Below are 20,755 nucleotides of genomic sequence, written 5' to 3'. Positions count from 1 at the left end.
TGGACCGCCGGAGGTGGTAGGTGAGCATCACGCCGCCGATCGGGTCAGCGCGATGTACGCGTCGTTGAGCGTCGGCTCCACCTGCTTGGCCTCGTCCGACAGGGACTCCCCCAGGAACCGGACGCGGTACCGGTTCGGGCCGACCCGGGTCACCGCGGTCAGCGCCCCCGACCCGTGGAGCCGCGCCGCGGTCGACTCGTCCCCCTCAGCGACGAAGACCGGCGGTGACATCGACACCAGCACGTCGGGGCTGCCGTCGAAGATCAGCCGTCCCCGCTCCAGCACCAGCACCCGGTTCGCAATCGCTTCGATGTCCGAGACGACGTGGGTGGAGTAGACGATCGTGGCGTTCGTCGCCGCGTGGGCGAGGTGGCTGGTGAAACGCAGCCGCTCCCAGGGATCGAGACCGGTCGTCGGTTCGTCCAGCAACAGCATCCGGGTCTCGGTCGCGAACGCGTAGACAAGCCCGACCCGTTGGCGCATGCCGCCGCTGAGCGTGCCGATCGCCCGGTCCCCGAGCGCCCCGCCCAACCCGAACCGGTCGAGCAGCCCTTCGATGGGCGCGGTGTCCAGGCCGCGCACGGTCAACAGGTAGCGCAGCAACGCCTTGGCCGACACCTCGGGATCGAGGCGGGGGTCCTGGGGCAGCAGTGTCGCCGCCGCGCGGAGCGCCCTGCGGTCGGCGGCGAGCGGTGCTCCGTCGACGGCGATCACGCCGGAGGACTCGACCGCCAGTCCGGCGAGTATGCCCAGCAGCGTCGACTTGCCGGCGCCGTTGCGGCCGAGCAGCGCCACGATCCCCGGCTCGAGATCGAAAGTGACGCCTTGGAGGGCCGTGGCGGCGCCGAACACCTTGCCCACATCGCGGACGCTAATCATGATCGCCTGCCTCCTTTGTGATCCAGCGAAGCCGGGACACGTCCCGCGGCAGCAGGCGCGCGGCCGTGATCGCGGCCGCCGCCACCGACGTCCACAGCAGCAGGCCGGCCGAGATCGGGTGCGACCGCCCCGGCACGTGCCGCATCCAGTCGGCCAGCGTCGGGTCGATCACCAGTAGCGAGGGGCCACCGGTGAGGTAGGGCAGCACGACGACGGCAGTCGTGATGCAGCCCGCCGCTCCGGCGGCGACCCCCGGGCCCGGATCGAACCGGGCCACCAGGACGTGGCACGCCGCGACCGCCACGACCAGGCCACCCAGAGACGGGACCAGGAGCGACAGGTACGGCTCGTCCGCGGTCGTGGACTGGCTGAACGCGGCCAGTGCGGTGACGATCGCGAAGATCGCGATCAGCCCGCCGCGATCCCGCCACCAGCGGCTGCGCGGATCCGTCGACCCGGCTGCGACCAGCCGTCGATCGGCGCCGAACCGGGCCATCCCGAACGAGAGCACGCACGCCGAGGTGACGGGGATCAGCCAACTCACGACCCAGTGTGCTCCCAACTGGAAGCTCGTGACTCCCACAGGCGGCTGCCCGTAGGTTCCCGTCGACCAACCTATCGCCAGGGGGAACGCGGCCAGCGGGAGCGCGAGGGCGCCGGGGCGGAATGTCCGCACCGCGACGCCCTCGCGGAGCACCTGGTGCCGGATCGTCACGTGACCCAGCATTCGTTGCCGTTCAACCACGTCTGGCCGTCACTGGCGTTGGCGAACACGCTCCAGACGCGTCCACCGGTCACGCCGCCCCGGTCCTTGCGGCCGTCGACCCAGCCGGTGCCTTCTTCCCAGATGTTGTCCTGTCTGCTGCCCTGGTACTTCAGATCGGCGTAGGCGTACACGTAGTGCGGGTACGTATTACCCGCGACGTTCGTGACGTTCTTCGCATCGAAACCCCAGGTCAACGTGGCCGAACCCCACGGTCGCCAACACGACGCGGCCACGTAGTAGCCGGTACCCCACGCATGCGCGGCCGGTGCGATGCCCAGCGTCGCGAGGGCGATCGCACCTGCCAACAGCAGCCGGCCCCCCAATTTGCTTCTCATTTCCACCTCCGTAATCGGACTTCGCCGGAAGTGCTCCGGCTGGTGATGACTACCGACGCTGTGGAGAGATTGGCCGGTCACGTCCTCGGTTCGTCCTCGGTACGTCCTCGGTTCGTCCTCGCGCCGGTGGGTGCCGCGTGTAACGTGCTCCTGCCGCACCATCGATGCGGCCAAGGGGGAAGGCGCTCAAGCCACGCTCCGTCCGGCCCGCGACGCCGGCACCACGCGGGGCTTGCGCCCCGTCGGGATGCAGGCGGGCACACCATCACTGGTCACGACCAGTGATCCCAGAACGAGGATCTCCACGCCACCCCCCGGTAGCCACCGCCGGCCGGCACCAACGCCAACGTTCCGGAACAGGCTCTCAGCCCGGGGTGCCGTCGACCATTCCCTTTTCATCCAGGCGAAAAGGTGCTGCGTGGGGGTTGTGTGGCGGCGTGGTCACGATGCGCGTGCGGCTGGCCGGCGGCCAGATCGAGGCCCAGGGCGGTGGCGCTGTGCAGCACGGATCCGCCGTGCCGCCGGGTGATCACCAGGCCGGCCTCCCGGAGCACCGTCGCGTGCCGGCTCGCCGACGCCGGCGAGGTGCTCGCCCGCCGGGCGAGCTCGGTCGTGGTGCAACCGTCCACTGTGGCCAGCAGGATCGCGGCCCTGGTCTCGCCGAGCAACCGGGCCAGCGCCGGGTGGTCCGGACGGAAGCGGCCCGGTGCCAGCCACCGGGGATCGTGCGGCACCGGGTACACGATCACCTGCGGCAGCTCGCCATCGATGATCGTCTGCGGGTTGAGCTGGGCGAAGTAGGACGGCACCAACCGCAGCCCGCGCCCGTCCAGGTGGATCTCGCGGTCGGACGGGTGCCGGGCGAACTCCAGCACCGGCCGCCGCCACCGCATCATCGGCGCGAAGCTGTCCAGCAGCCCTTCGACCCCGCGCTCGCGCAGCACGTGCCGGCGCATGGCCAGGTCGCGGTGGACGTGGGTGCGCAGCCGGTCCCAGTAGGGCGCGACCGCGTGCCGGAAGTAGGCTCGGAGCACCTCGCCGAGCTCCCCCAGCGCACTCGGACGCCCGGCGGCGAGATCGGCCAGCCACGCCCCCGCCCCCGGGGCGCCGCCCAGCCCCTCGATCTCGGCCCCCAGTCGTGCCCTCGGCGTGCCCAGGATCGCCATCACGGCCTCCTCAAGGCCGAGCGCTCCCTCGGGCGGGGTGAGCAAGTCGGGGAAGTAGGACGCGTGCGGAACCAGCGGGAACAGCCGAGCCCGGACCAGCGCGCTCAGCTCGGCCCGGCGCAGCTCATCGGCGACCTGCCGCCGCCAGTGCCCCAGCACTACCTGCCCGTACCGCCCCTGCAGCGCCTGCACGCTGTTCACCAGCTCCCACAACGGATCCGGATCGTCGGCCAGGACCGTCAGCGCCAGATCTCGACGCGTGAAGTGGATCCGCACGCCGCCTCCCGGGTAAGACGCAGGTCCCGGGATCGTACGGCCGCGGCGGCTACCAGGCGTAGGCCTCGGGGCGGGTTTGGGGCGGTGCGGGCCCGGTGCGGGGAACAGCTCGTCGAGGCGGGGAGCGGATCCCACTCGTTGTGGCCGCTGACCGGGCTGACCAGGTCCTCGACGGTTCGACTTCGACTGCCGCGGTCTCCACTGTGCGCCGCGCTCCCTTGCTCGAGTGAAGTTTCGCCCTCATCGGGAATTGCGGTGGAGCGGATGCCACCGGGCTCAACGGGACGAGGGCGGACCGCAGAGCGCGGCCAACTGGTCCACCACCTCGGCGATCGGCTTCCGGGTGTCGATCTCCATCGTGGCCGTCGCCCTGAGCAGTGGCTCCACCTCGGCGGTGTCCGCGGCGATGCGAGCGCGCTGGTCGTCGGTCTTGCCGAACGGGTTGTCGGAACGTCCGGCGATGCGCTCGAACATCACCTCGATCGGCGCGCTGAGCAGCACCACGTGGGCGAAACGGGGGTAGAACCGGCTTTGGTTCCACACCGCACCGGAGATGACCAGGGGTTCCCCGGAACGCTCGTGCTCGGTGAGCAGACCGTCGATCCGGTCCTCGCGCCACTGCCGCTCGACCCCGGTCCCGTCCGCCGTCGGGATTTCCTCGATCCACTCTCCGAAGTCGGTGTCCACCACCCGGTACCCGCGTTGTTCGAGGTGGCCCAGGATCGTCGACTTACCCACCCCGGACATGCCGGTCACCATAATCACGGCCACCCGGCCACCGTAGAGGACAAGGCGACCGGCCGGACTGGACAACCTCGGTGGCGTCCGGCTCGACGGCCCGGCGGCGAGACCGAGCAGCGCTCCGCGGTCACCCCACCAGCCGGGCAGCCACTTCGTCCGCCGCCCGTTGACCCGACAGGATCGCCCCGTTCATGCTCCCGGACGTCTCGTCGGCCGTTTCGGTGCCCGCCCAGTGCACGAGTCCGACCAGTTCGCGGAGGTACCGCCCGAACGTGGTCCACGCCTTCGGTGCGACCGCGGGGTTCGGCCCGCCGGGCGCGAAGACGTCGTTGCCCCAGGAGAAGTCGGTGTAGTCGGTGGTGTGGCGAGCGGATTCCCCGTACAGGTGCACGAGGTGCGCCACGACGCGCCTGCGGCGCTCGTCCTGGTCGTAGGCGTCGAACCCGCGCGCGTCGCAGAACACCATCAGGATGCCGGGGCCGTCGGCGCCGGGGCTGACGTCGAAGGTGAGGAAGACCGTCTCGTCGTCGGACACCGCTTCGCCCGAGAGCCCTCGGTCGCGCCAGAAGGGACGGTCGTAGGCGACGAACGCCTTGCTGAGCGCCCCCAGCCGCCAGCTGCGGGCCAGACCGTAGTGGCGCTCCGGCAGCGCGGGCGAGAACTCGATGGTCGAACGGTCCGTCGGCGACGCGGTCACGATGACGAACCGGGCGTCGATCGTGTGCTCGCCCGTCCCGACCGTGACGCGATCGCCGACGGTGGTGATGGTCTTCACCGGCGCGTCGACGATCACGCGGGACCCCAGCGTGTCGGCGAGCCCGCCGACGAGCGCGTGGGTGGTGCCCAGCACCCGGTCCTGCTGATCGCGGCCCTCGACCTTGAGCATGAGCTCCACGCCGCCGAGGTTCTTGATGTAGCGCAGTGCGTTGAACAGCGACACGTCACCGACCGGCGCGCCCCAGTGCACCAGGCTGAACATGGTCATGAACTTCCGGGTGCCCGCCAAGGCGTGCTTCGAGGTCAGCCACTCGCCGAGCGACATCGAATCGAGCCGCGCGGCGTCGGGGTGCTCCCACGGGGACGACACCGGGAGGCCGTCGACGATCTTCTGCAGCGCGCCCATGATCCGTGTGATGTCGAGCATCACCCAGGGCGCCAGGGCGGTGATGCCCTCGACCTTGCGCCTGCCCCCCGAAGGAGATCACACCCTTCCCCTGGTGGAACTGGGGCACGAACTCGCAGCCGAGCCGGCTCGCCAGGTCGCGCACCGCCGCGTGGTCCGGCGCCACCCAGGTCGCTCCGGCGTCGACGGGCACGCCCGCGATCTCGGTCCTGCGGATCCGACCACCGACGCGATCCCGGCCTTCCACGACGACGACGTCATACCCCGCTCGGGCGAGCCGGTCCGCTGCCGTCAGTCCGGCGAGCCCGGCGCCGACGACGACGACATCGGCGGATCGATTACCGGCACTGTTCATGGTCGCGCTCCGTCTGTCCGGGGGTCTCTCGGCCATCGCACCGGAGCACGTGTGCCTCCGACGCGAACGCCGCGACGACACGTGCCTCCCCCTCGGTCGACGACGGGGGTGCGTCACACCCTTCAGCTTACAGACCAAACGGTCGGCTAAGAAGTGCGCTTGGTCGCATATGTGCGCGTGTGGGGTCGGCGGCCCGCGACACCCCGGGGCCGGGACGGTGCGCTCAGCCCGGCAACTGCTCCCCGCTGGCCAGCGCCAAGAGGAGCTCGCGCGCGCCTCTCGTGGCCTCGGCGTCCCCGTAGGTGATGGCGGCCGCCACTCCTTCCGCGGCGCGACGGACCACCAGGATGCGGGCGTCGTCCACACCGTCGAGGGCGAACTGCTCGGACCACCACCGCTCGTCCGCACGAACGAGGTCCACCACGCCGGGCACGGTGTAGATGCCCGCCCAGGCAGGCGCCGAGGTGAAGTACTGGGTGACGGCGTCGGAGCCGGAGCAGAGCGCCCGGACGTAGGCCCTCAGCATCTTGCCCGGCGTGTTCTCCGACAGGTCGAGATGGGCGACCACGGCCGCGCGGAACCTGCGGTTGGCGTCCTCCACGAGCGCCGTCAGCAGGGCGTCGCGATTGGGGAAGTGGTGCAGCAGGCCGCTCTTGGAGACCCCCGCGCGCTGGGCGATGAAGGACAGCGAGACACCGGTCCCGCGCTCGGTCATCGCCGCCGCGGCAGCGCCGAGCACCGCGGCGCGAGTGCGTTCGGTGTTGCGCGTCGCGCGGGACTCGTCCGTCGAGTTCGAGGTCATGGTCGGAGGCTACTACCGTGCGAGTGGTCGACTGTAGAGACCGTTCGGTCCGGCTAATCGTCCCTGACCGCGAGTGCCGCGCGCCGTCGGCGAGGACGGGCGCGCGGCACTGCGTCACCGTCGGCCCGGTGTCGTCACGCGCGGGTCCACTTCTGGTTGTCCTGGCCGTTGCAGGTCCACAGGATCAACCGCGTGCCGTTGGCGGTGGCCGCTCCGTCGGCGTCCAGGCACAGCCCGGCGCGCACGTTGCGGATCGAGCCGTCCGAGCCCGACGCCCACTTCTGGTTGTCCTGGCCGTTGCACGACCAGATCACCACCCTGGTGCCGTTGGTCGTGCCTTGCTCGTAGGCGTCCAGGCACCGGTCGCCGAACACCCGGAACTCGCCGCTCGGGTTGGTCGTCCACTGCTGGTTGGCGCCGGCGCCGCAATCCCACAGCAACACGGTCGTGCCCCGGGCCGTGGAGGCGTTGTCGACGTCCACGCACCGGTTGGACCCGACACCGCGCAGCCGTGACGTGACGTCGCCGGACGAACCGCCGGCCGAGAACTGCCACCAGTCCACGTTGAACAGGAAGCCGCTCCCACCGGTGTAGCGCAGGTACACGTCCTGGTTGCCGGAGGCGCCGCTGACGGGGCAGGTCACCGATCGCCACGCCTGCCAGCCGCCGGTGTTGGGGACGGTGCAGCGGCCCACGACCGTGCCGGCGGCACTGCCCAGGCGGACCTCGATCGTGCCGCCGGAGGTGGCGGAGGCGACGCGGGCGGTGAAGGACGAGGCACCCGCGCCGAAGGCGACGTTGCGGACCTTGGTGTAGTCGCCGTTGTGGAGGGAGCCGATGTTCATGCCGCCCTCGGCGGAGGGTTCGGTTTCGATGCCCGAACCCCAGGCGATGGTCTCGGCCTCCTGGCGGACGTAGGGGTTGAGCACGTCCACCGGCGGCGGGCCGGCGGTGGTCATGGTCATCTGGGGAATGGTGCCGTCACCGTTGTAGGTGAACTTCTCGATCGCCACCGATCGGGCGTAGCCGCCCCCGCCGGGCAGGGCGCCGTTGTGGTAGAAGAAGTACGAACCGCCCTTGTAGTCGACGATGCCCGGGTGGTTGGTGAAGCTGGAGCCCTGGGTCGGCATGACCGTGCCGCGGTAGGTCCACGGCCCAGTGGGGCTCGGGGCGGTGGAGTAGGCGATGAACTCCGAGCAGCACTTGGCGGCGAAGATCATGTAGTAGAGGTTGTCGCGCTTGTAGACCCAGGGCGCTTCCTCGTACAACGTGGGTCTGGTCGCGTGACCGGTACGGGTGCCGAACCCGGCGGTGGTCAGCGGGATCTTCGTCGCGCTGCCGGAGAACGAGATCATGTCGGCGTTGAGCCGCACGTACCACAGGTTCGGGTTGCCCCAGTACAGGTACGCCTGGCCGTTGTCGTCGATGAACGCGTGCGGGTCGATCTCGCCGTTCTCCACCAGCGGGCGGCCGATGGCGTCGCGGAACGGGCCGGTGGGGCTGTCCGAGACGCCCACGCCGATGGCCATCCCGCCACCGCGGCGGCGGACCGGGACGTACCAGTAGAACTTGCCGTTGCGGGCGATCGTGTGCCCCGCCCAGGCGTTGGCGTCCGCCCACGCGAACGTGCCGAGGTTCATCGGCACGCCGTGATCGGTCCAGTTCACCATGTCGGCGGAGGAGAACACCCGCCACTCGCGCATGGTGAACGTGGTAGAGCCGTCCTCGTCACGTCCGGTGTAGACGTACACCCGTCCGTTGTGGACCATCGGTGCCGGGTCGGCGGTGTAGATGTGCTGGACGATGGGGTTGTCGGCCCTGGCCGTGGCCGGGAACAGCGCCAGGGCCGACATGACACCCACGGCCCAGGCGAGCAGGCGCCTTCGACGTTGCACGGTTGTCTCCTTCGATAGGGGTGCCGGTGCGCGCAGGCGGCATCGCGGTGCCGCCTGCACGCACCGGTGATGTTGTGCGGGCCGTGGAGTCGACCTTCGGCTCGTCAGCTCGTCACGTGCGGGCCCACCGCTGGTTGGCCTGCCCGTTGCAGGTCCACAGCCGCGCGGGCGCGCCGTTGGCGGTCGAACCGCCGGCGACTTCCAGGCACAACCCCGACTGCACGCCGGTGATCGAGCCGTCGGCGTTGAGCCGCCACTTCTGGTTGGTGCCGCCGTGGCACGTCCAGATGATCACCAGGGTGCCCGCGGTCGTGCCGGCGTTCTCGGCGTCGAGGCAACGCCGGGAGGTGGCGCTGTAGACGGACAGCTCCTGCGTCGTGGTGGACGTCCACTGCTGGTTGGGCCCGTTCCAGCAGTCCCACACCTGAAGCCGGGTGCCGGTGGTGGTGGACTGGTTCGGCACGTCCAGGCACTTCCCGGCGCTCACCGAGCGCAGCGGACCGGTGGCGCCGCCACCGCCGCCACCGTCGAGGCCGAGGAACGAGATGGCGTAGGCGAGCATCCCCGCCTGCGGCAGGGTGTGCCCGGTGCCCGTGATGCTGATGCCCTCCACCGTGGCCGTGGTGCCGGTGTCGCCGTAGCGGGTCCGCGTCCAGCTCGACTGCGGGCGGTCGGTGAAGGAGGGTGTCTGGCTCAAGCCGCGGAGGTTGGTCCACTGCTTGATCTCTTCGCCGAAGTTGCGGTAGGCCAGGGTGGTGTCCTGGTCACCGTGCCACAGCTGCATCCGGGGGTAGGAGCCGGTGTAGCCGGGGTACATGGACCGGGCCAGGTCGCCCCACTCCTGCGCGGTCTTGACGATGTTCCCGCTGGAGCACTGGCTGTTCCACAGCGAGCCGTTGGTGGTGGCGAAGCACCCCGCCGGCACCCCGGAGAAGGCCGAGGCCGCGGCGAAGACGTCCGGGTACTGGGCCGCCAGCACGTTGGTCATCATGGCCCCGGACGAGAACCCGCTGACGACGATGCGGGCCGGGTCGACGTTGTAGCGCTGGCGGGTCCAGTCGACCATGGACATGATGCCCGTGGAGTCGCTGCCGCCGTTGCGGGTCAGCCCGGCGCGGGTGGACACGTCGAAGCAGCGACCCTCGCGGGTCGCCTCGGGCACCACGACGACGTAGCCGTACCGGTCGGCGGCGGTGGCGAAGTCACGCCCGTTGCCGTTGAAGATCGCGCCGGCCGACCCGCCGCAGTAGTGCACGAGGACCAGCAGGGCGGGACGGGGTGCGACGTTGTCGGGCACGTAGACGTACATGCCCAGGTTGGTCGGGTTGGCGCCGAAGTCGGTGACGCGGGTCAGCGTGGCGGCCGAAGCCGGCCCCGCCGACACCAGCGCGACGCCGAAGACGAGCGACAGCAGCGACGCCATCGTCAACAGGGTGGTGAGCATTCGTCTCATGTGTTCCTCCTGAATGGACTGTCGCCGTTCCCGTAGCCGTGCGCGCAGCGGCACGGTCGGGCCGTTGGTGGACGGCCCGACCGGATGACCCACTACGCGGCCTGCCGCCGCCACTGCTGGTTGGCGCTGCTGCTGTTGCAGGTCCACTGGACGAGTTGGGCGCCGTCGGTGGTGGCGGCCTCGGACACGTCCAGGCACTTGCCGCTGTGCTGCGCGATCAGCCGCACGTGGTCGCTGCCGGCGTCCTCGAAGCGCCAGCGCTGGTTGGTCTGGCCGTTGCACGTCCACTGCACGACCCGTGCCCCGTCCGCGGTGGCCGAACCACCGCCGTAGACGTCGAGGCACTTGCCGCTGCCGACGTTGACCACCTCGCTGTAGCCGCCGCCGACGTCGCGGACACGCCAGCGCTGGTTCGCCTGGCCGTTGGGCGCCCACTGGACGACGTTGCCCCCGTCGGCGGTCGAGGCGTTGTAGACGTCGGCCACCTTGCCGCTGTGCCGCGCGGTGAAGGTCTCGGCGGTGGGCACCGGCACGGTGGAGCGCGGGGTGAGCCGGTAGAGACCGGAGCCGTGGGCGGGCAGCGAGCGGGACAGCGTGCCGCTCACGGTGCCCAGGCTCGCGCCCGACCACAGGTCCACCACCGAGGCGGAACCCATGCCCAGTTCGGCGAGCGAGGCCGACACGGTCGAGGTGCCGGTGCCGCGGTTGAACAGGGCGAGGTACTTGTCATCGCTGCCGGGCACGTCGGCGGTCCACGCGGTGTGCGTGCCCGAGAACAACTGACGGTTGTTGAGGCTGTGCTGGTCGACGGCCAGCACGGCGGTGTTGGTCATCAGCGCCAGCTCGGAGGCCCGGTTCTGGGTCAGGTCCCCGCCCCACATCAGCGGCGAGCGGGTGATCGACCACAGGGTCATCAGGGTCCGCTGCTCGTCGGCGGTGAGGTTCGAGTAGCGCGGTGAGCCCACGGGTCCCTGCTGCGACAGGCGCCCGATCGGGATCATGTCCGGGTCGGGCCACGCGCCGGGCCGGCGGTGCGGCGTCCACGCGTGCAGCCGCTCGAACAGGGCGTCCAGCGCTGACCAGTTGTCCCACAGGTCGTTGACGATCCGCCACATGTTGGCGTTGGCCGAGACGTGCGCACCGTTGCCGGTGGAGGTCGGGCCGGGCGAGAGGCTGAGCACCATGGGCCGCCCGCTGCGCTGGATGGCCGTCTTGTAGCCCTCGATCTCGGCTTGGCGGTAGGTGGGCGCGGCGATGTCGTCGACCTTGACGTAGTCCACGCCCCACGAGGCCAGCAGCTTGAACTGGGCGTCGAGGTAGGACTGGGCGCAAGGGTTGGTCATGTTCAGGCCCCAGTTGAGGTTCAACCAGGCCGCGGTGGTGTTGTTGTTGATCTGGTTCGCGCGGCAGTTCGTGCCCGGCACGGGGAGGTTGTCGGCGACCACCTGGCGCGGGATGCCGCGCATCAGGTGCACGCCGAACTTCAGGCCCTGGGCGTGGATGTAGTCGGCCAGCGGCTTGAACCCGTTGGAACCCGCGGCGGAGGGGAAGCGGGTGGTGTCGGGCAGCAGCAGGCCGCCCGCGTCGGTGCGCAGCCGGGGCTGGAAGTTCGCGTCCTGGTTCGGGCTGCCGGTCCCCCGGCCGGGGTAGTACCAGGCCCAGTCGATGACGATGTACTGCCAGCCGTGCTGCTTGAGGTTGTCGCGCATGTAGTCGGCGTTGGCCTTGACCTGGGCCTCGGTCACGTTCCAGTTGAACGAGTCGTAGCTGTTCCAGCCCAGCGGCGGCGTCGTGGCCACTCCGTTGTCCCACGCCGACGCCGACTCCTCCGATCCCGGGGTCAAGGTCGTGACGGACAACGCGGCGGCGGCCAGCAGCACGCCCACCCGCCGCAGGGATGATCTCCGGATCCCACCCACGGTGCCTCCTGCTCGTCGTTGAGAAGGCGCTCCCACCGATCACGAGAAATGCTCGATGAGCACGCTAACAGTTTGCAACTGGCTCGGTGATCTGCGTCTGCGAGTCTCTTGGCAGCAATGGAGAGTGTCAAGGATTCCCGCTTGGTTAGCGCTCACAATCGAGCTGAGCGAGCTGCTGGAGACCGCCTCCCCCCACCGTGCCCCGCAACCGGGACCTGGCGGCTTCGTCGACTTCTGACGGAACTTCGGCAACACGACGGCGAGAGGTTCCGCGGCAGCGTTGCCACGGCAGCGCCGCGGCAGCTGGAAGCACCGATCAGATCGACCGTGCCCCTGATGCGTCGGAGGTGCACCCGCTCATGTTCGCGTTCACATCATGACTCTCGAATCGATTCGAAGCCAATGACCCAATCGGGGTAAGCCGGCGGTTTACCCAGTTGGCGGCCCTTTTGAGACGGCAAGTTGCCTTCGCCTACATCCCGAGTACGTAGTGAGCGCTCACATGACAGGGCCCGACACCGTTGACCCGCACCCCTCGCGCGGCTACATTGGCCCGAAACTTCAGGTTGTAGCACCGAAAGTCATGACGACCGGTCACATCGGCGCACGGGAGTCCTCCCGTGGTCGGCAATGTCCTCAATGGACTTCGATCGACACCGAACACCCGTCAGGCCGACGCCATCAGGGAGGAAGTTGTGCGCACGCAGAACCACATCGCTCCCCGGCACGGCGACCACGACCTGACTCCCAGCTCCTCAGCCGCACACCACGTGGTCGTACGGCCACCCGGTCCCCGCCGGCACGGTAGCCGCCTTGACCGCGGTGTTCGCACCGGCCTCGGCGGCCGCCTGCCGAGGTGGCGATCCGGCTCGATCATTGACAGACGGGCACCCGATCGGGAAACTCCTGTGACACGTCAGCGCGCGTGCTGGAACCACCCAGCCCCGCGAACCGCAGGGAGACGCCGGCGGGTTACCACCTCGAATGCCGACGTGCCGTCGTCTACCACCTGTTGTTAACGCTAACACACTGTTTCACCACACCGAAGTCGACGCCGACACCGCCGGTCGGTCGCTCGTCGAAGTGTCGAACTTGCGCCTGTCACAGCGGAGAGGCCCGAGATGTCCACAGCTTCGTCGCAGTTGCGAGAACCGGTCGCGGGGCCGCGTCGGTGCTGCGCGCCGCATGGTCGGCGTGAGAGCCATGCAACTGGCCACGGCAGCGAATCCCCGGCACTTCGCCCTTCCGCAGTGTGGATCTCGACGACCACCTAGCTGACACCGCCGCCCGCGGCCGCTTCCCGGGCATCCGATCGCGGATCACCCGTGACGTGTTCGCGCGCCCGTCGTGACGATCCGGTCCGGACAGCCCTCGCACCGTTCTGATCCCTCGCGCCCCCTGGCGACTCATTGCCAATCCATGGAACGATCCATCAACGACGAAGGAACGCCATGACCCGAGCACTCCCGTCCCCCCGCCGCGGGCGGTTCGCCGCGCTGTTGGCAGCCGCCGCCCTGGTGGTCGCGGGCGCGGCCGCCGTGACGACCACCGCTGCCGCTCCGGCCCAGGCCCTGGAGAACGGCGTGGCCCGCACGCCGCCGATGGGCTGGAACACGTGGAACACGTTCGGCTGCGACATCAACGAGCAGCTGATCAGGCAGACCGCCGACGCCATGGTCGCCAACGGGATGGCCGCACGGGGCTACCAGTACGTGGTCGTGGACGACTGCTGGTTCGACCCCAACCGCGACGCCCAGGGCAACCTCCGCGCGCACCCCACCCGCTTCCCCAGCGGGATGAAGGCGCTCGGGGACTACCTGCACGGCAAGGGCCTGAAGTTCGGCCTCTACCAGGTGCCGGCGGCCGAGACGTGCGCGCAGTACTTCAACGCCTTCCCCGGTGCCACCGGGAGCAAGGGCCACGAGGTGCAGGACGCGCGCCAGTTCGCCGCGTGGGGCGTGGACTTCCTCAAGTACGACTGGTGCTCGCCGCAGGGCACGATCGACGACCAGGTGAGGGACTTCGCGAAGATGCGGGACGCCCTGGCCGCCACCGGCCGGCCGATCGTCTACAGCATCAACCCCAACAGCATCCACGCCAAGACCGGCCCGCTGCGCAACTGGGGCGACGTCGCGAACATGTGGCGCACCACCGAGGACATCACCAACCGGTGGGACACCGGCAGCGACGGCAACTCGTTCATGGGCGTCAAGAACATCATCGACTGGACCGTCCCGCTGGCCTCCTACGCCAGGCCCGGTGGCTTCAACGACCCCGACATGATGGAGGTCGGCAACGGCGGCATGACCGAGACCGAGCAGCGCAGCCACTTCGCCATGTGGGCGATCATGGCCTCACCGCTGATCGCCGGCAACGACGTCCGCAACGCGTCCGCGGCCACGCTGAGCATCCTCAACAACAGCGACCTGATCGCGGTCAACCAGGACTCCCTCGGCCTGCAGGGCGTCCAGGTGTCGTTCGACGGCACCCGGCGCGTGCTCGCCAAGCGGTTGGCCAACGGTGACGTGGCGGTGGCCATGCTGAACCAGGGCAGCACCACCACGACCATCTCGACGACCGCGAGCACCATCGGCAAGACCGGGAGCTCCTTCACCCTGCGCGACCTCTGGACGGGGGCGACCTCCACGACCACGGGTGCGATCTCGGCGAGCGTCCCCGCCCACGGCACGGCCGTGTTCCGGGTGAGCGGCGGCGGCACCACCACGCCACCCACGACCTTCGCGCTGCGCAGCGCGTCGGCCAACCGATGTGTCGACGCGCCCCAGAGCTCCACCGCCAACGGCACCCAACCGGTGATCTGGGACTGCCACGGTGCGGCCAACCAGCAGTTCACGCGCACCGGTAACACCCTCCAACTGCTCGGCAAGTGCCTGGAAACGCCGACCAACGCCACCGCCGGCACGCGAACCCAGCTGTGGGACTGCAACGGTGGCACGAACCAGCAATGGAACCTGAACAGCAACGGCACGATCAGCAACGTGCGAAACGGGCTGTGCCTCGACGTGGACAACAACGGCACCGCGAACAACACACCGGTGATCGTGTGGACCTGCCACGACGGCGCCAACCAGCGCTGGACCCGAGCCTGACCGCGGCAGTGGGCACCGGTCCACGACCAACCGTGCTCGACGGGCCGTCCCGGTGGCCAGACTGAGCACGACCCCATATCACGCGCTCACGTGAGGACCCCGAGCACTCCGGCCGTCGCCTCGCGCGCATTGGTCCGAGTGCTCGGGGTCCTGTCATCGGCATTGAACCGTGAGCGGGCCGCCTCGCAACGCCCATCCGTGCCCGGCGACCAAGCGCTCGCACACCTGCCGCTGCCACAACCGCGAGGAGCACCGGTCCTGGTACTCCGAGTCGGTGAACCGGGTGGATGTGGGGTCCACCCGGAGGTCCGCGACAGGGTCGGTGTTATCGTAACCCGTCCACGATCGCGGCGCCGGTGACTTCGTCGGTCAAATACGGGACAACCGAATGCGCTTTCGCGCCATTGTGCACCAGCGCGTTACGGACCCGCGCCCCGAACCGCGGACGGAGGTCCTTGACCAGCGCCACCACGTCCTTCTGGTCGGCCACGTTCGTCCACACCAGGTCCTCGCCACCGGGCCACACACCCGTTCCGCCGGCGGGAGCCGGGTCGAGGCGGTCGAACACGAGGTTGGCGATGCCCAGTGGCGAGCCCAGCGTGACCAGGGCCCGCACCCCGTGGCCCGGCGTCGCGCAGAGCGCTTCGTAGGCCACCACCGATCCCAACGAGTGCGCCACCACGACCCGGGTCTCATCGTCGAGGGCGGCGAGCACCCGTGCCCGCACGGCGGCCCGCACCTCGGGTTCGGTGAGGTAGCGGGCTACTTGCTTGAGGTCGAACACCACTGCTCGCAACGCCACGTCGGCGAAGAACCGACTGTTCGACAACTGCGTCAACGCCCGCTGCACCCATCCGGGTGTGGTTGCCAGCGTGTCCCCGTCTGGACGAGCGACGCGCTCGTCCACGTCGGCGGCTTCGGCCCACCACGCCGCGAGCAACTCCTGCTCCAGGCCCGGCTCCACGTCGCCGGGCCCCAGCATCGGGTCACCCACGCCCAGGAACGACCCTGCGGGCCGGAACACATCCCCGTAGAACGCCATCGCCAACGTGGGCATCACACCGTCGCTGCGAACCGCCGATCCACCACTCACGGTGGCGGCGCAACGGGTGATCCCGTCCAGCAGAGCCGGTTCCCAGGACGCCAACAGCGACCGTTCGCCTGAACTTTGTTGCCCGATACCGTGAACACACACCACTGACGCCACACAGCACTCCAAACCAACCTCGAGCGAGTACCTGATCACCATGGCATCGCGCCGGCCTGTTCCCCTTGCGCCACGCCGTTGCCAGTACTCGATTTCCGAACGGCGAACTCCCGGACACGAAATATGACGACGACTCGGTTCACGTTCCTGGCCGGCCGCGGCCGAAGCACCAGTGCCCGGCGCAGTGGGCACGGACATTGGTAGGCTGAAGCCGCTGCGCATCGTGACCCTGGATTCGCCGAGCCGCTCTCGCATTCGTGCACGGCGAGGCACCGAACTGGTAGAGGTGGTTGGTGCCTTGCGAGGGCAAGTAACCGCCTTGGGCAACGACTCGTCACCGAAGTCGGCGGACCGGTGCGCGATCTTTCGGTGCCCGACGTCGTGATCGCCTGCACATCCGCGTTCCGCGCACCCCGCGCCTCGGTCGAGCGTGGTGCGCCGTGAACCTGCGGGATCCGAGGCCCGCCGAGGGCAGGCGCTTGCTGGTGGCGACAGCGGTGACCCGGCACCGGCACCACCACCTGTGGGACCGGCCCACCTTGACCGCGGCCCGTCGAGACGTCATAGACCTGTTCACCACGCGCCTCGGGTACCGGCACCTGCCGGATCTCGGTGTCGACCCGACCCGGGACGAGCTCGCGGCGGGGTTGCGGGACGTGTGCTCCCCGAGGGCGCCCGATCCGCTCGACGAGCGGGACATGCTGGCCGTCTACATCACATGTCACGGGCATGTGCTGGAGGAGACCGGCGAGCACGTCCTGATCACGTCCGACACCCATCCGGACGATCTCGGCGACGCGTTGTCCACCTCGGACCTCACGGCGAAGCTCCTCCGCGGCACACGGGTGCGGCGGCTGCTGCTCATGCTGGACACCTGCCATTCCGGTCGAGGCGGCAACGAGATCGCCGCCCGGGCGCTGAGCCTGCTGACCGACACGTGGGGACGGGAGCCCGGAGCGGGAATGGTGGTTGTCGCCTCTTCTCAGCCCAATGAGGAAGCCGTGGTCGGGATGTTCCCGAGGCTGCTGCGCGACGCCGTCGACGCGGCGGCTGTGGCGGGCCACGGCCCCACGACCCTGGACACCCAGGTCCTCGTCGAGCAGATGAACAAGAACGTGAACCGACCGGGGCACCAGCGGATCGGGATCGCGAAGGTCGGGATGACCGGTGCGGAACCGCCGTTCCTCCTCAATCCGCGGCACGACAACGGACTCGACGGCGTCGACTTGGCATCCCAGAAAGCGGCCGAGTGGCGTGCCACGGCCGACAAACAGGAGATCGCCTTCCGGAATGACGTGCTGCGGCGTGCTATGGGCAGCCATGATGCGCCTGAAGGGGGGTGGTGGTTCACCGGGCGTCGTGATGCTCTCCGCGACCTGTCCGACTGGCTGAACCGCCCCGACGCGTCCGAACCGCTGCGGGTGGTCACGGGCGCGCCCGGATCAGGCAAGTCCGCTGTCCTCGGCATTCTGGCCGCGCTCTCCGACCCCGACCGACGGCCCTCGGTCCCGGTGGAGAAGCTGGATCTTCCGGACGAGTTGCTGCCCTCTCGCGGAGCGGTCGACGTGCGGCTCACGGCCCGCGGCCTGACGACCGGGCAGGTCCTGCACGCGGTGGCGTCGGCCGCCCGCGTGGACGCCTCGACAGCAGAGGAGCTGCTGAGGGCTCTGGCAGGGCGGACGTTGCCGTTCACCGTCTTGCTGGACGGCCTGGACGAGGCCGCCGCACCCCTGGACCTCGCGGGTGGGCTGCTGGCTTCGCTCGTCGAGTCCGCCCAGGGCCGGATCCGCTTCCTGGTGGGAACCCGCCCGCACCTCCTGCCCGTTCTGGTCACCGACTTGAGCCGTGCCGACGAGCGACTGGTGACAGACCTCGACGCACCCCGGTACGCCGACCGACCCGCGCTCACCGCGTACGCCATCCGGAACCTGCTCGGCGCCACCGTCGACAGCGCCTACGGGGAGCTGCCACGCCGCCGCCTCGTCGAGGTGGCGGAGGCCGTCGCCGAGGCGGCCGGGACATCGTTCCTGGTCGCCCGGATCACCGCGACGACCCTCTCCGCCGAGCCCCCGGTCACCGACCCCGGCGACCGCGTCTGGCGGGCATCCCTGCCCAGCGTCCCCGGTGACGCCATGCGCCGCGACTTGGAAGCCCGCCTCGGCGATGACGTCGTCCGCGCCCGCGACCTCCTCATCCCCTTGGCCCATGCCGAAGGCCAAGGCTTGCCGTGGGAGGACGTCTGGGCTCCGCTGGCCACCCGCATCTCCGGGCGCGGCTACACCGACGAGGACATCGTGTGGCTACGTCGGAACGCGGGCTCCTACATCGTGGAGAACACCGATCACGGCCGCTCCGCCTACCGGCTCTACCACCAAGCCCTCGCCGAGCACCTCCGCGAGGACACCGACGCGCACCGCGTTCACGATGCCTTCACCACCGTCCTGCGCGAGCGCGTCCCCCTCAGCCCGGAAGCCAGGATGGACTGGGCACGTGCCAGTCCTTACGCCCGCGCGCACCTGGCGACCCACGCAGCAGCGGCCGGGCGGATGGACGAACTCGTCCTCGACGCCGAGTACCTCGTGCACGCCGACCCGGACACGCTCCTGCCGGTGCTCCACCACGCGATCACCCCGACCGCGACCACTGTCCGCGCCGTCTACCGAACGACGCCGCACCGTTCCCTCACCCCGGCACAACGCCGACTCGTGCTGTCGATCGACGCGCTCCGGTTCGGCGACAGCACCCTGTCCCGGACGTTCGGACGTGCCCACCCCTGGCGCCCGCGATGGGCGACCGGACACCAGACCAGCACCCACTTGCGGGCCACCCTCACCGGGCACACCGGTTCGGTCCGGGCCGTGGCCTGCTTCGACATGGACGGTCGCAGCCACGCCGTCACCGCCGGCAACGACCGGACGATCCGGGTGTGGGACCTCGCCGACGGCGTGTTGCGCTCGGTCGCCCCCCACCCGACCAGACCTGTTCACGCGATCGCCTGCATCGCGGTCGACGGCCGACCCCATGCGGTCGTCGGCGGCAACGACAAGGACATCGCCGTCTGGGACCTGGCCGACAACGCCCTTCGCGTGACCCTCACCAGCTACCGCAAGCCGGTCCTCGCTGTGGCGTGCACCACCATCGACGGACTCCCGCACGCGCTCACCGCCACCGGCGGCATGCACATCCAGATCTGGAACCTCACCGACGGATCCCTTCGCGCGACCATCAACGACCCGGCGCTCCTCGCCCGCTCGCTCGCGGTCCTCACGCTGGACGGCCGGCCGCACGTCGTCACGACCGGGCGCGGGAACAGCGTCCAACTCTGGCGCCTCACCGACGGCGAACTGGTCAGCTACGCCGAAGTCGGTGGCCCGTCCCCTGTGCGGACCGTCACCTCCACCGTCGTTGCCGGCCGCCCGCACGTCGTCCTCTGCACCGCCGACCACACCGTTCACTCGTGGGACCTCACTTCCACCGATGTCGAGCGCGAGTCCGGTGTCCAGTCCTCATCCTTGGTGAAGTCGGCGTCCAGCCTCGTGATCAACCAGCAGCCCCACCTCATCACCAGCGGCTCCGACCACACCGTCAGCGTCTGGAACTCCCAGACTTCTCTCAGTCACCTCCGGGCCACCCTGACCGGTCACACCGGAACCGTCCGCGCGGTCGACTGCACCACCATCGATGGTCACCCGCACGTTGTGACCGCGGGAGACGACGCCACCGCACGGCTCTGGAACCTGCCCCTCCCCGGCACCCCGTCCAGCTCGAGGAGTCCGGCCACAGCGAGGTCGGACGTGACAGCTTCCGCCCCGGTATCCGTCGACGGGCAGGACATGCTGGTGGTCTGCCGCCGGGACGGGACGTTCGAACTGCGGCACCTCGCCGACGGCACCACCCGACCCTGGCCATCCGGTCACACCGGTCCTGCCGGTCAGGTCCGCGCACTCGCGGTCACCTCCGTCAACGGGCAACCGCACGCAATCGTGACCAGCGGTGATGCGAAAGCCACCGCGTGGGACCTCACGAACGGCAGGTGGCGCCTCACCCTTTCCGGACAGGCCGCTCCCCTGCGGGCACTCGCCTGCACCACCCTCGATGGTCACCCGCACGTTCTCACCGGCGGCGACGACAAGAAGATCCGCGTGTGGGACCTGACCAACCGGATGTGCCGAGCGGTGCTCGCCGGTCACACAAAACCAGTGCGTGCCATCGCCTGCACGACGATCGACGGCCGACCGCATGCCGTCACCGGCTCCGACGACCGCACTGTGCGCGTCTGGGACTTGCACGGCGACTCCCAGGGAAAAGTGCTCGGCCAACTACCAGGACCGGTTCGAGCCGTGTCGTGCACGCTCGTTCACGGCCGGCCGCACGTCCTCGCGGCCGGTGCCGACCGGACCATCCATGTCTGGAACCTCGCCGACCAGACCCTGTGGGCGACGCTTGCCGGTCACACCAAAGCCGTACGCGCCATCGCCTGCACCGTCATCGACGGCACACCTCACGCCATTTCGGCCGGTAACGACAACGCCGTCCGGGTGTGGAACCTCCACAACCACACCGGCGAAGTCCTCCTCCACCAGAACGGCCTCCGCGACGTTCAGGTCGGTCCCGCCGGCGAAGTCGTCATCAGCACGGGATGGGACCTGGTCGTGCTCGACGCAGCCCTCCGCGAGTCAGGTGGCTGACGCCCGACTCGTGGACGACCTGGTGGGGTGGCCGCGGGTG

13 protein-coding genes and 1 pseudogene are annotated in these 20,755 nt (G+C 69.7%); 2 read left to right on the top strand and 12 right to left on the bottom strand.

Annotated elements, in window-relative coordinates; translation table 11 throughout:
- Positions 1-27 precede the first annotated feature (27 nt).
- The 11 genes and pseudogenes from ABTZ99_RS07975 to ABTZ99_RS07925 all read right to left on the bottom strand — a co-directional run bounded on the left by ABTZ99_RS07975 (position 28) and on the right by ABTZ99_RS07925 (position 11,710).
- Complete coding sequence (locus tag ABTZ99_RS07975) at positions 28-879, bottom strand: ABC transporter ATP-binding protein (protein ID WP_499609311.1); 852 nt, start codon at positions 877-879, stop codon at positions 28-30.
- Positions 872-1,423, bottom strand: a complete 552-nt coding sequence (locus ABTZ99_RS07970) for a hypothetical protein (RefSeq protein ID WP_499609308.1) — start codon at positions 1,421-1,423, stop codon at positions 872-874. The genes ABTZ99_RS07975 and ABTZ99_RS07970 overlap by 8 nt, the downstream gene beginning before the upstream one ends.
- A 167-nt stretch (positions 1,424-1,590) precedes the next feature.
- On the bottom strand, positions 1,591-1,980 hold the full coding sequence (locus tag ABTZ99_RS07965; protein WP_499609305.1) for a hypothetical protein: 390 nt from the start codon (positions 1,978-1,980) through the stop codon (positions 1,591-1,593).
- Positions 1,981-2,375: 395 nt separating this feature from the next.
- Positions 2,376-3,422 carry an ArsR/SmtB family transcription factor gene (locus tag ABTZ99_RS07960; RefSeq protein ID WP_499609302.1) on the bottom strand — a complete coding sequence of 349 codons (1,047 nt, stop codon included), beginning with the start codon at positions 3,420-3,422 and terminating at the stop codon, positions 2,376-2,378.
- Positions 3,423-3,698: 276 nt separating this feature from the next.
- Positions 3,699-4,181: a shikimate kinase gene (locus tag ABTZ99_RS07955; protein WP_499609377.1), complete on the bottom strand. Its 483-nt coding sequence runs from the start codon at positions 4,179-4,181 to the stop codon at positions 3,699-3,701.
- A 109-nt stretch (positions 4,182-4,290) separates the two neighbouring features.
- On the bottom strand, positions 4,291-5,307 hold the full coding sequence (locus ABTZ99_RS07950) for a flavin monoamine oxidase family protein (protein ID WP_499609300.1): 1,017 nt from the start codon (positions 5,305-5,307) through the stop codon (positions 4,291-4,293).
- A gap of 67 nt (positions 5,308-5,374) precedes the next feature.
- Positions 5,375-5,641, bottom strand: a pseudogene (locus ABTZ99_RS07945) (FAD-dependent oxidoreductase); the annotation flags it as partial.
- Positions 5,642-5,864: 223 nt separating this feature from the next.
- Positions 5,865-6,443 carry a TetR/AcrR family transcriptional regulator gene (locus ABTZ99_RS07940; RefSeq protein ID WP_499609297.1) on the bottom strand — a complete coding sequence of 193 codons (579 nt, stop codon included), beginning with the start codon at positions 6,441-6,443 and terminating at the stop codon, positions 5,865-5,867.
- 134 nt (positions 6,444-6,577) lie between these two features.
- Positions 6,578-8,338, bottom strand: a complete 1,761-nt coding sequence (locus ABTZ99_RS07935; RefSeq protein WP_499609294.1) for a family 43 glycosylhydrolase — start codon at positions 8,336-8,338, stop codon at positions 6,578-6,580.
- A 112-nt stretch (positions 8,339-8,450) separates the two neighbouring features.
- A complete protein-coding gene (locus tag ABTZ99_RS07930) occupies positions 8,451-9,791 on the bottom strand; it encodes an extracellular catalytic domain type 1 short-chain-length polyhydroxyalkanoate depolymerase (RefSeq protein ID WP_499609291.1) in 1,341 nt (446 codons plus the stop codon).
- Between the two features lie 92 nt (positions 9,792-9,883).
- Positions 9,884-11,710, bottom strand: coding sequence for an alpha-galactosidase (locus ABTZ99_RS07925; protein ID WP_499609288.1), 1,827 nt, complete (start codon positions 11,708-11,710; stop codon positions 9,884-9,886).
- A 1,451-nt stretch (positions 11,711-13,161) separates the two neighbouring features.
- Here ABTZ99_RS07925 and ABTZ99_RS07920 point away from each other — a divergent pair.
- The gene (locus ABTZ99_RS07920; RefSeq protein ID WP_499609284.1) at positions 13,162-14,820 is read left to right on the top strand and encodes a glycoside hydrolase family 27 protein; all 1,659 of its coding nucleotides are present in this window, start codon (positions 13,162-13,164) and stop codon (positions 14,818-14,820) included.
- A 325-nt stretch (positions 14,821-15,145) separates the two neighbouring features.
- On the opposite strand, the gene ABTZ99_RS07915 is transcribed toward ABTZ99_RS07920, so the two are convergent.
- On the bottom strand, positions 15,146-16,027 hold the full coding sequence (locus tag ABTZ99_RS07915) for a hypothetical protein (protein WP_499609281.1): 882 nt from the start codon (positions 16,025-16,027) through the stop codon (positions 15,146-15,148).
- 440 nt (positions 16,028-16,467) lie between these two features.
- Here ABTZ99_RS07915 and ABTZ99_RS07910 point away from each other — a divergent pair, with 440 nt between their 5' ends.
- Positions 16,468-20,715, top strand: a complete 4,248-nt coding sequence (locus ABTZ99_RS07910) for a hypothetical protein (RefSeq protein WP_499609279.1) — start codon at positions 16,468-16,470, stop codon at positions 20,713-20,715.
- Positions 20,716-20,755 lie beyond the last annotated feature (40 nt).

This window comes from Actinosynnema sp. NPDC002837, assembly GCF_040295345.1.
GTDB lineage: Bacteria > Actinomycetota > Actinomycetes > Mycobacteriales > Pseudonocardiaceae > Actinosynnema.
Note: the sequence above shows the minus strand (reverse complement) of the source record. Positions and strands in the feature narration are given on the sequence as shown.

What these genes read in the sequence shown, in the direction of transcription:
- ABTZ99_RS07975 (WP_499609311.1), bottom strand. Translation starts at nt 879, where the DNA reads ATGATTAGCGTCCGCGATGTGGGCAAGGTGTTCGGCGCCGCCACGGCC.
- ABTZ99_RS07965 (WP_499609305.1), bottom strand. Translation starts at nt 1,980, where the DNA reads ATGAGAAGCAAATTGGGGGGCCGGCTGCTGTTGGCAGGTGCGATCGCC.
- ABTZ99_RS07955 (WP_499609377.1), bottom strand. Translation starts at nt 4,181, where the DNA reads ATGGTGACCGGCATGTCCGGGGTGGGTAAGTCGACGATCCTGGGCCAC.
- ABTZ99_RS07950 (WP_499609300.1), bottom strand. Translation starts at nt 5,307, where the DNA reads ATGCTCGACATCACACGGATCATGGGCGCGCTGCAGAAGATCGTCGAC.
- ABTZ99_RS07940 (WP_499609297.1), bottom strand. Translation starts at nt 6,443, where the DNA reads ATGACCTCGAACTCGACGGACGAGTCCCGCGCGACGCGCAACACCGAA.
- ABTZ99_RS07930 (WP_499609291.1), bottom strand. Translation starts at nt 9,791, where the DNA reads ATGAGACGAATGCTCACCACCCTGTTGACGATGGCGTCGCTGCTGTCG.
- ABTZ99_RS07920 (WP_499609284.1), top strand. Translation starts at nt 13,162, where the DNA reads ATGACCCGAGCACTCCCGTCCCCCCGCCGCGGGCGGTTCGCCGCGCTG.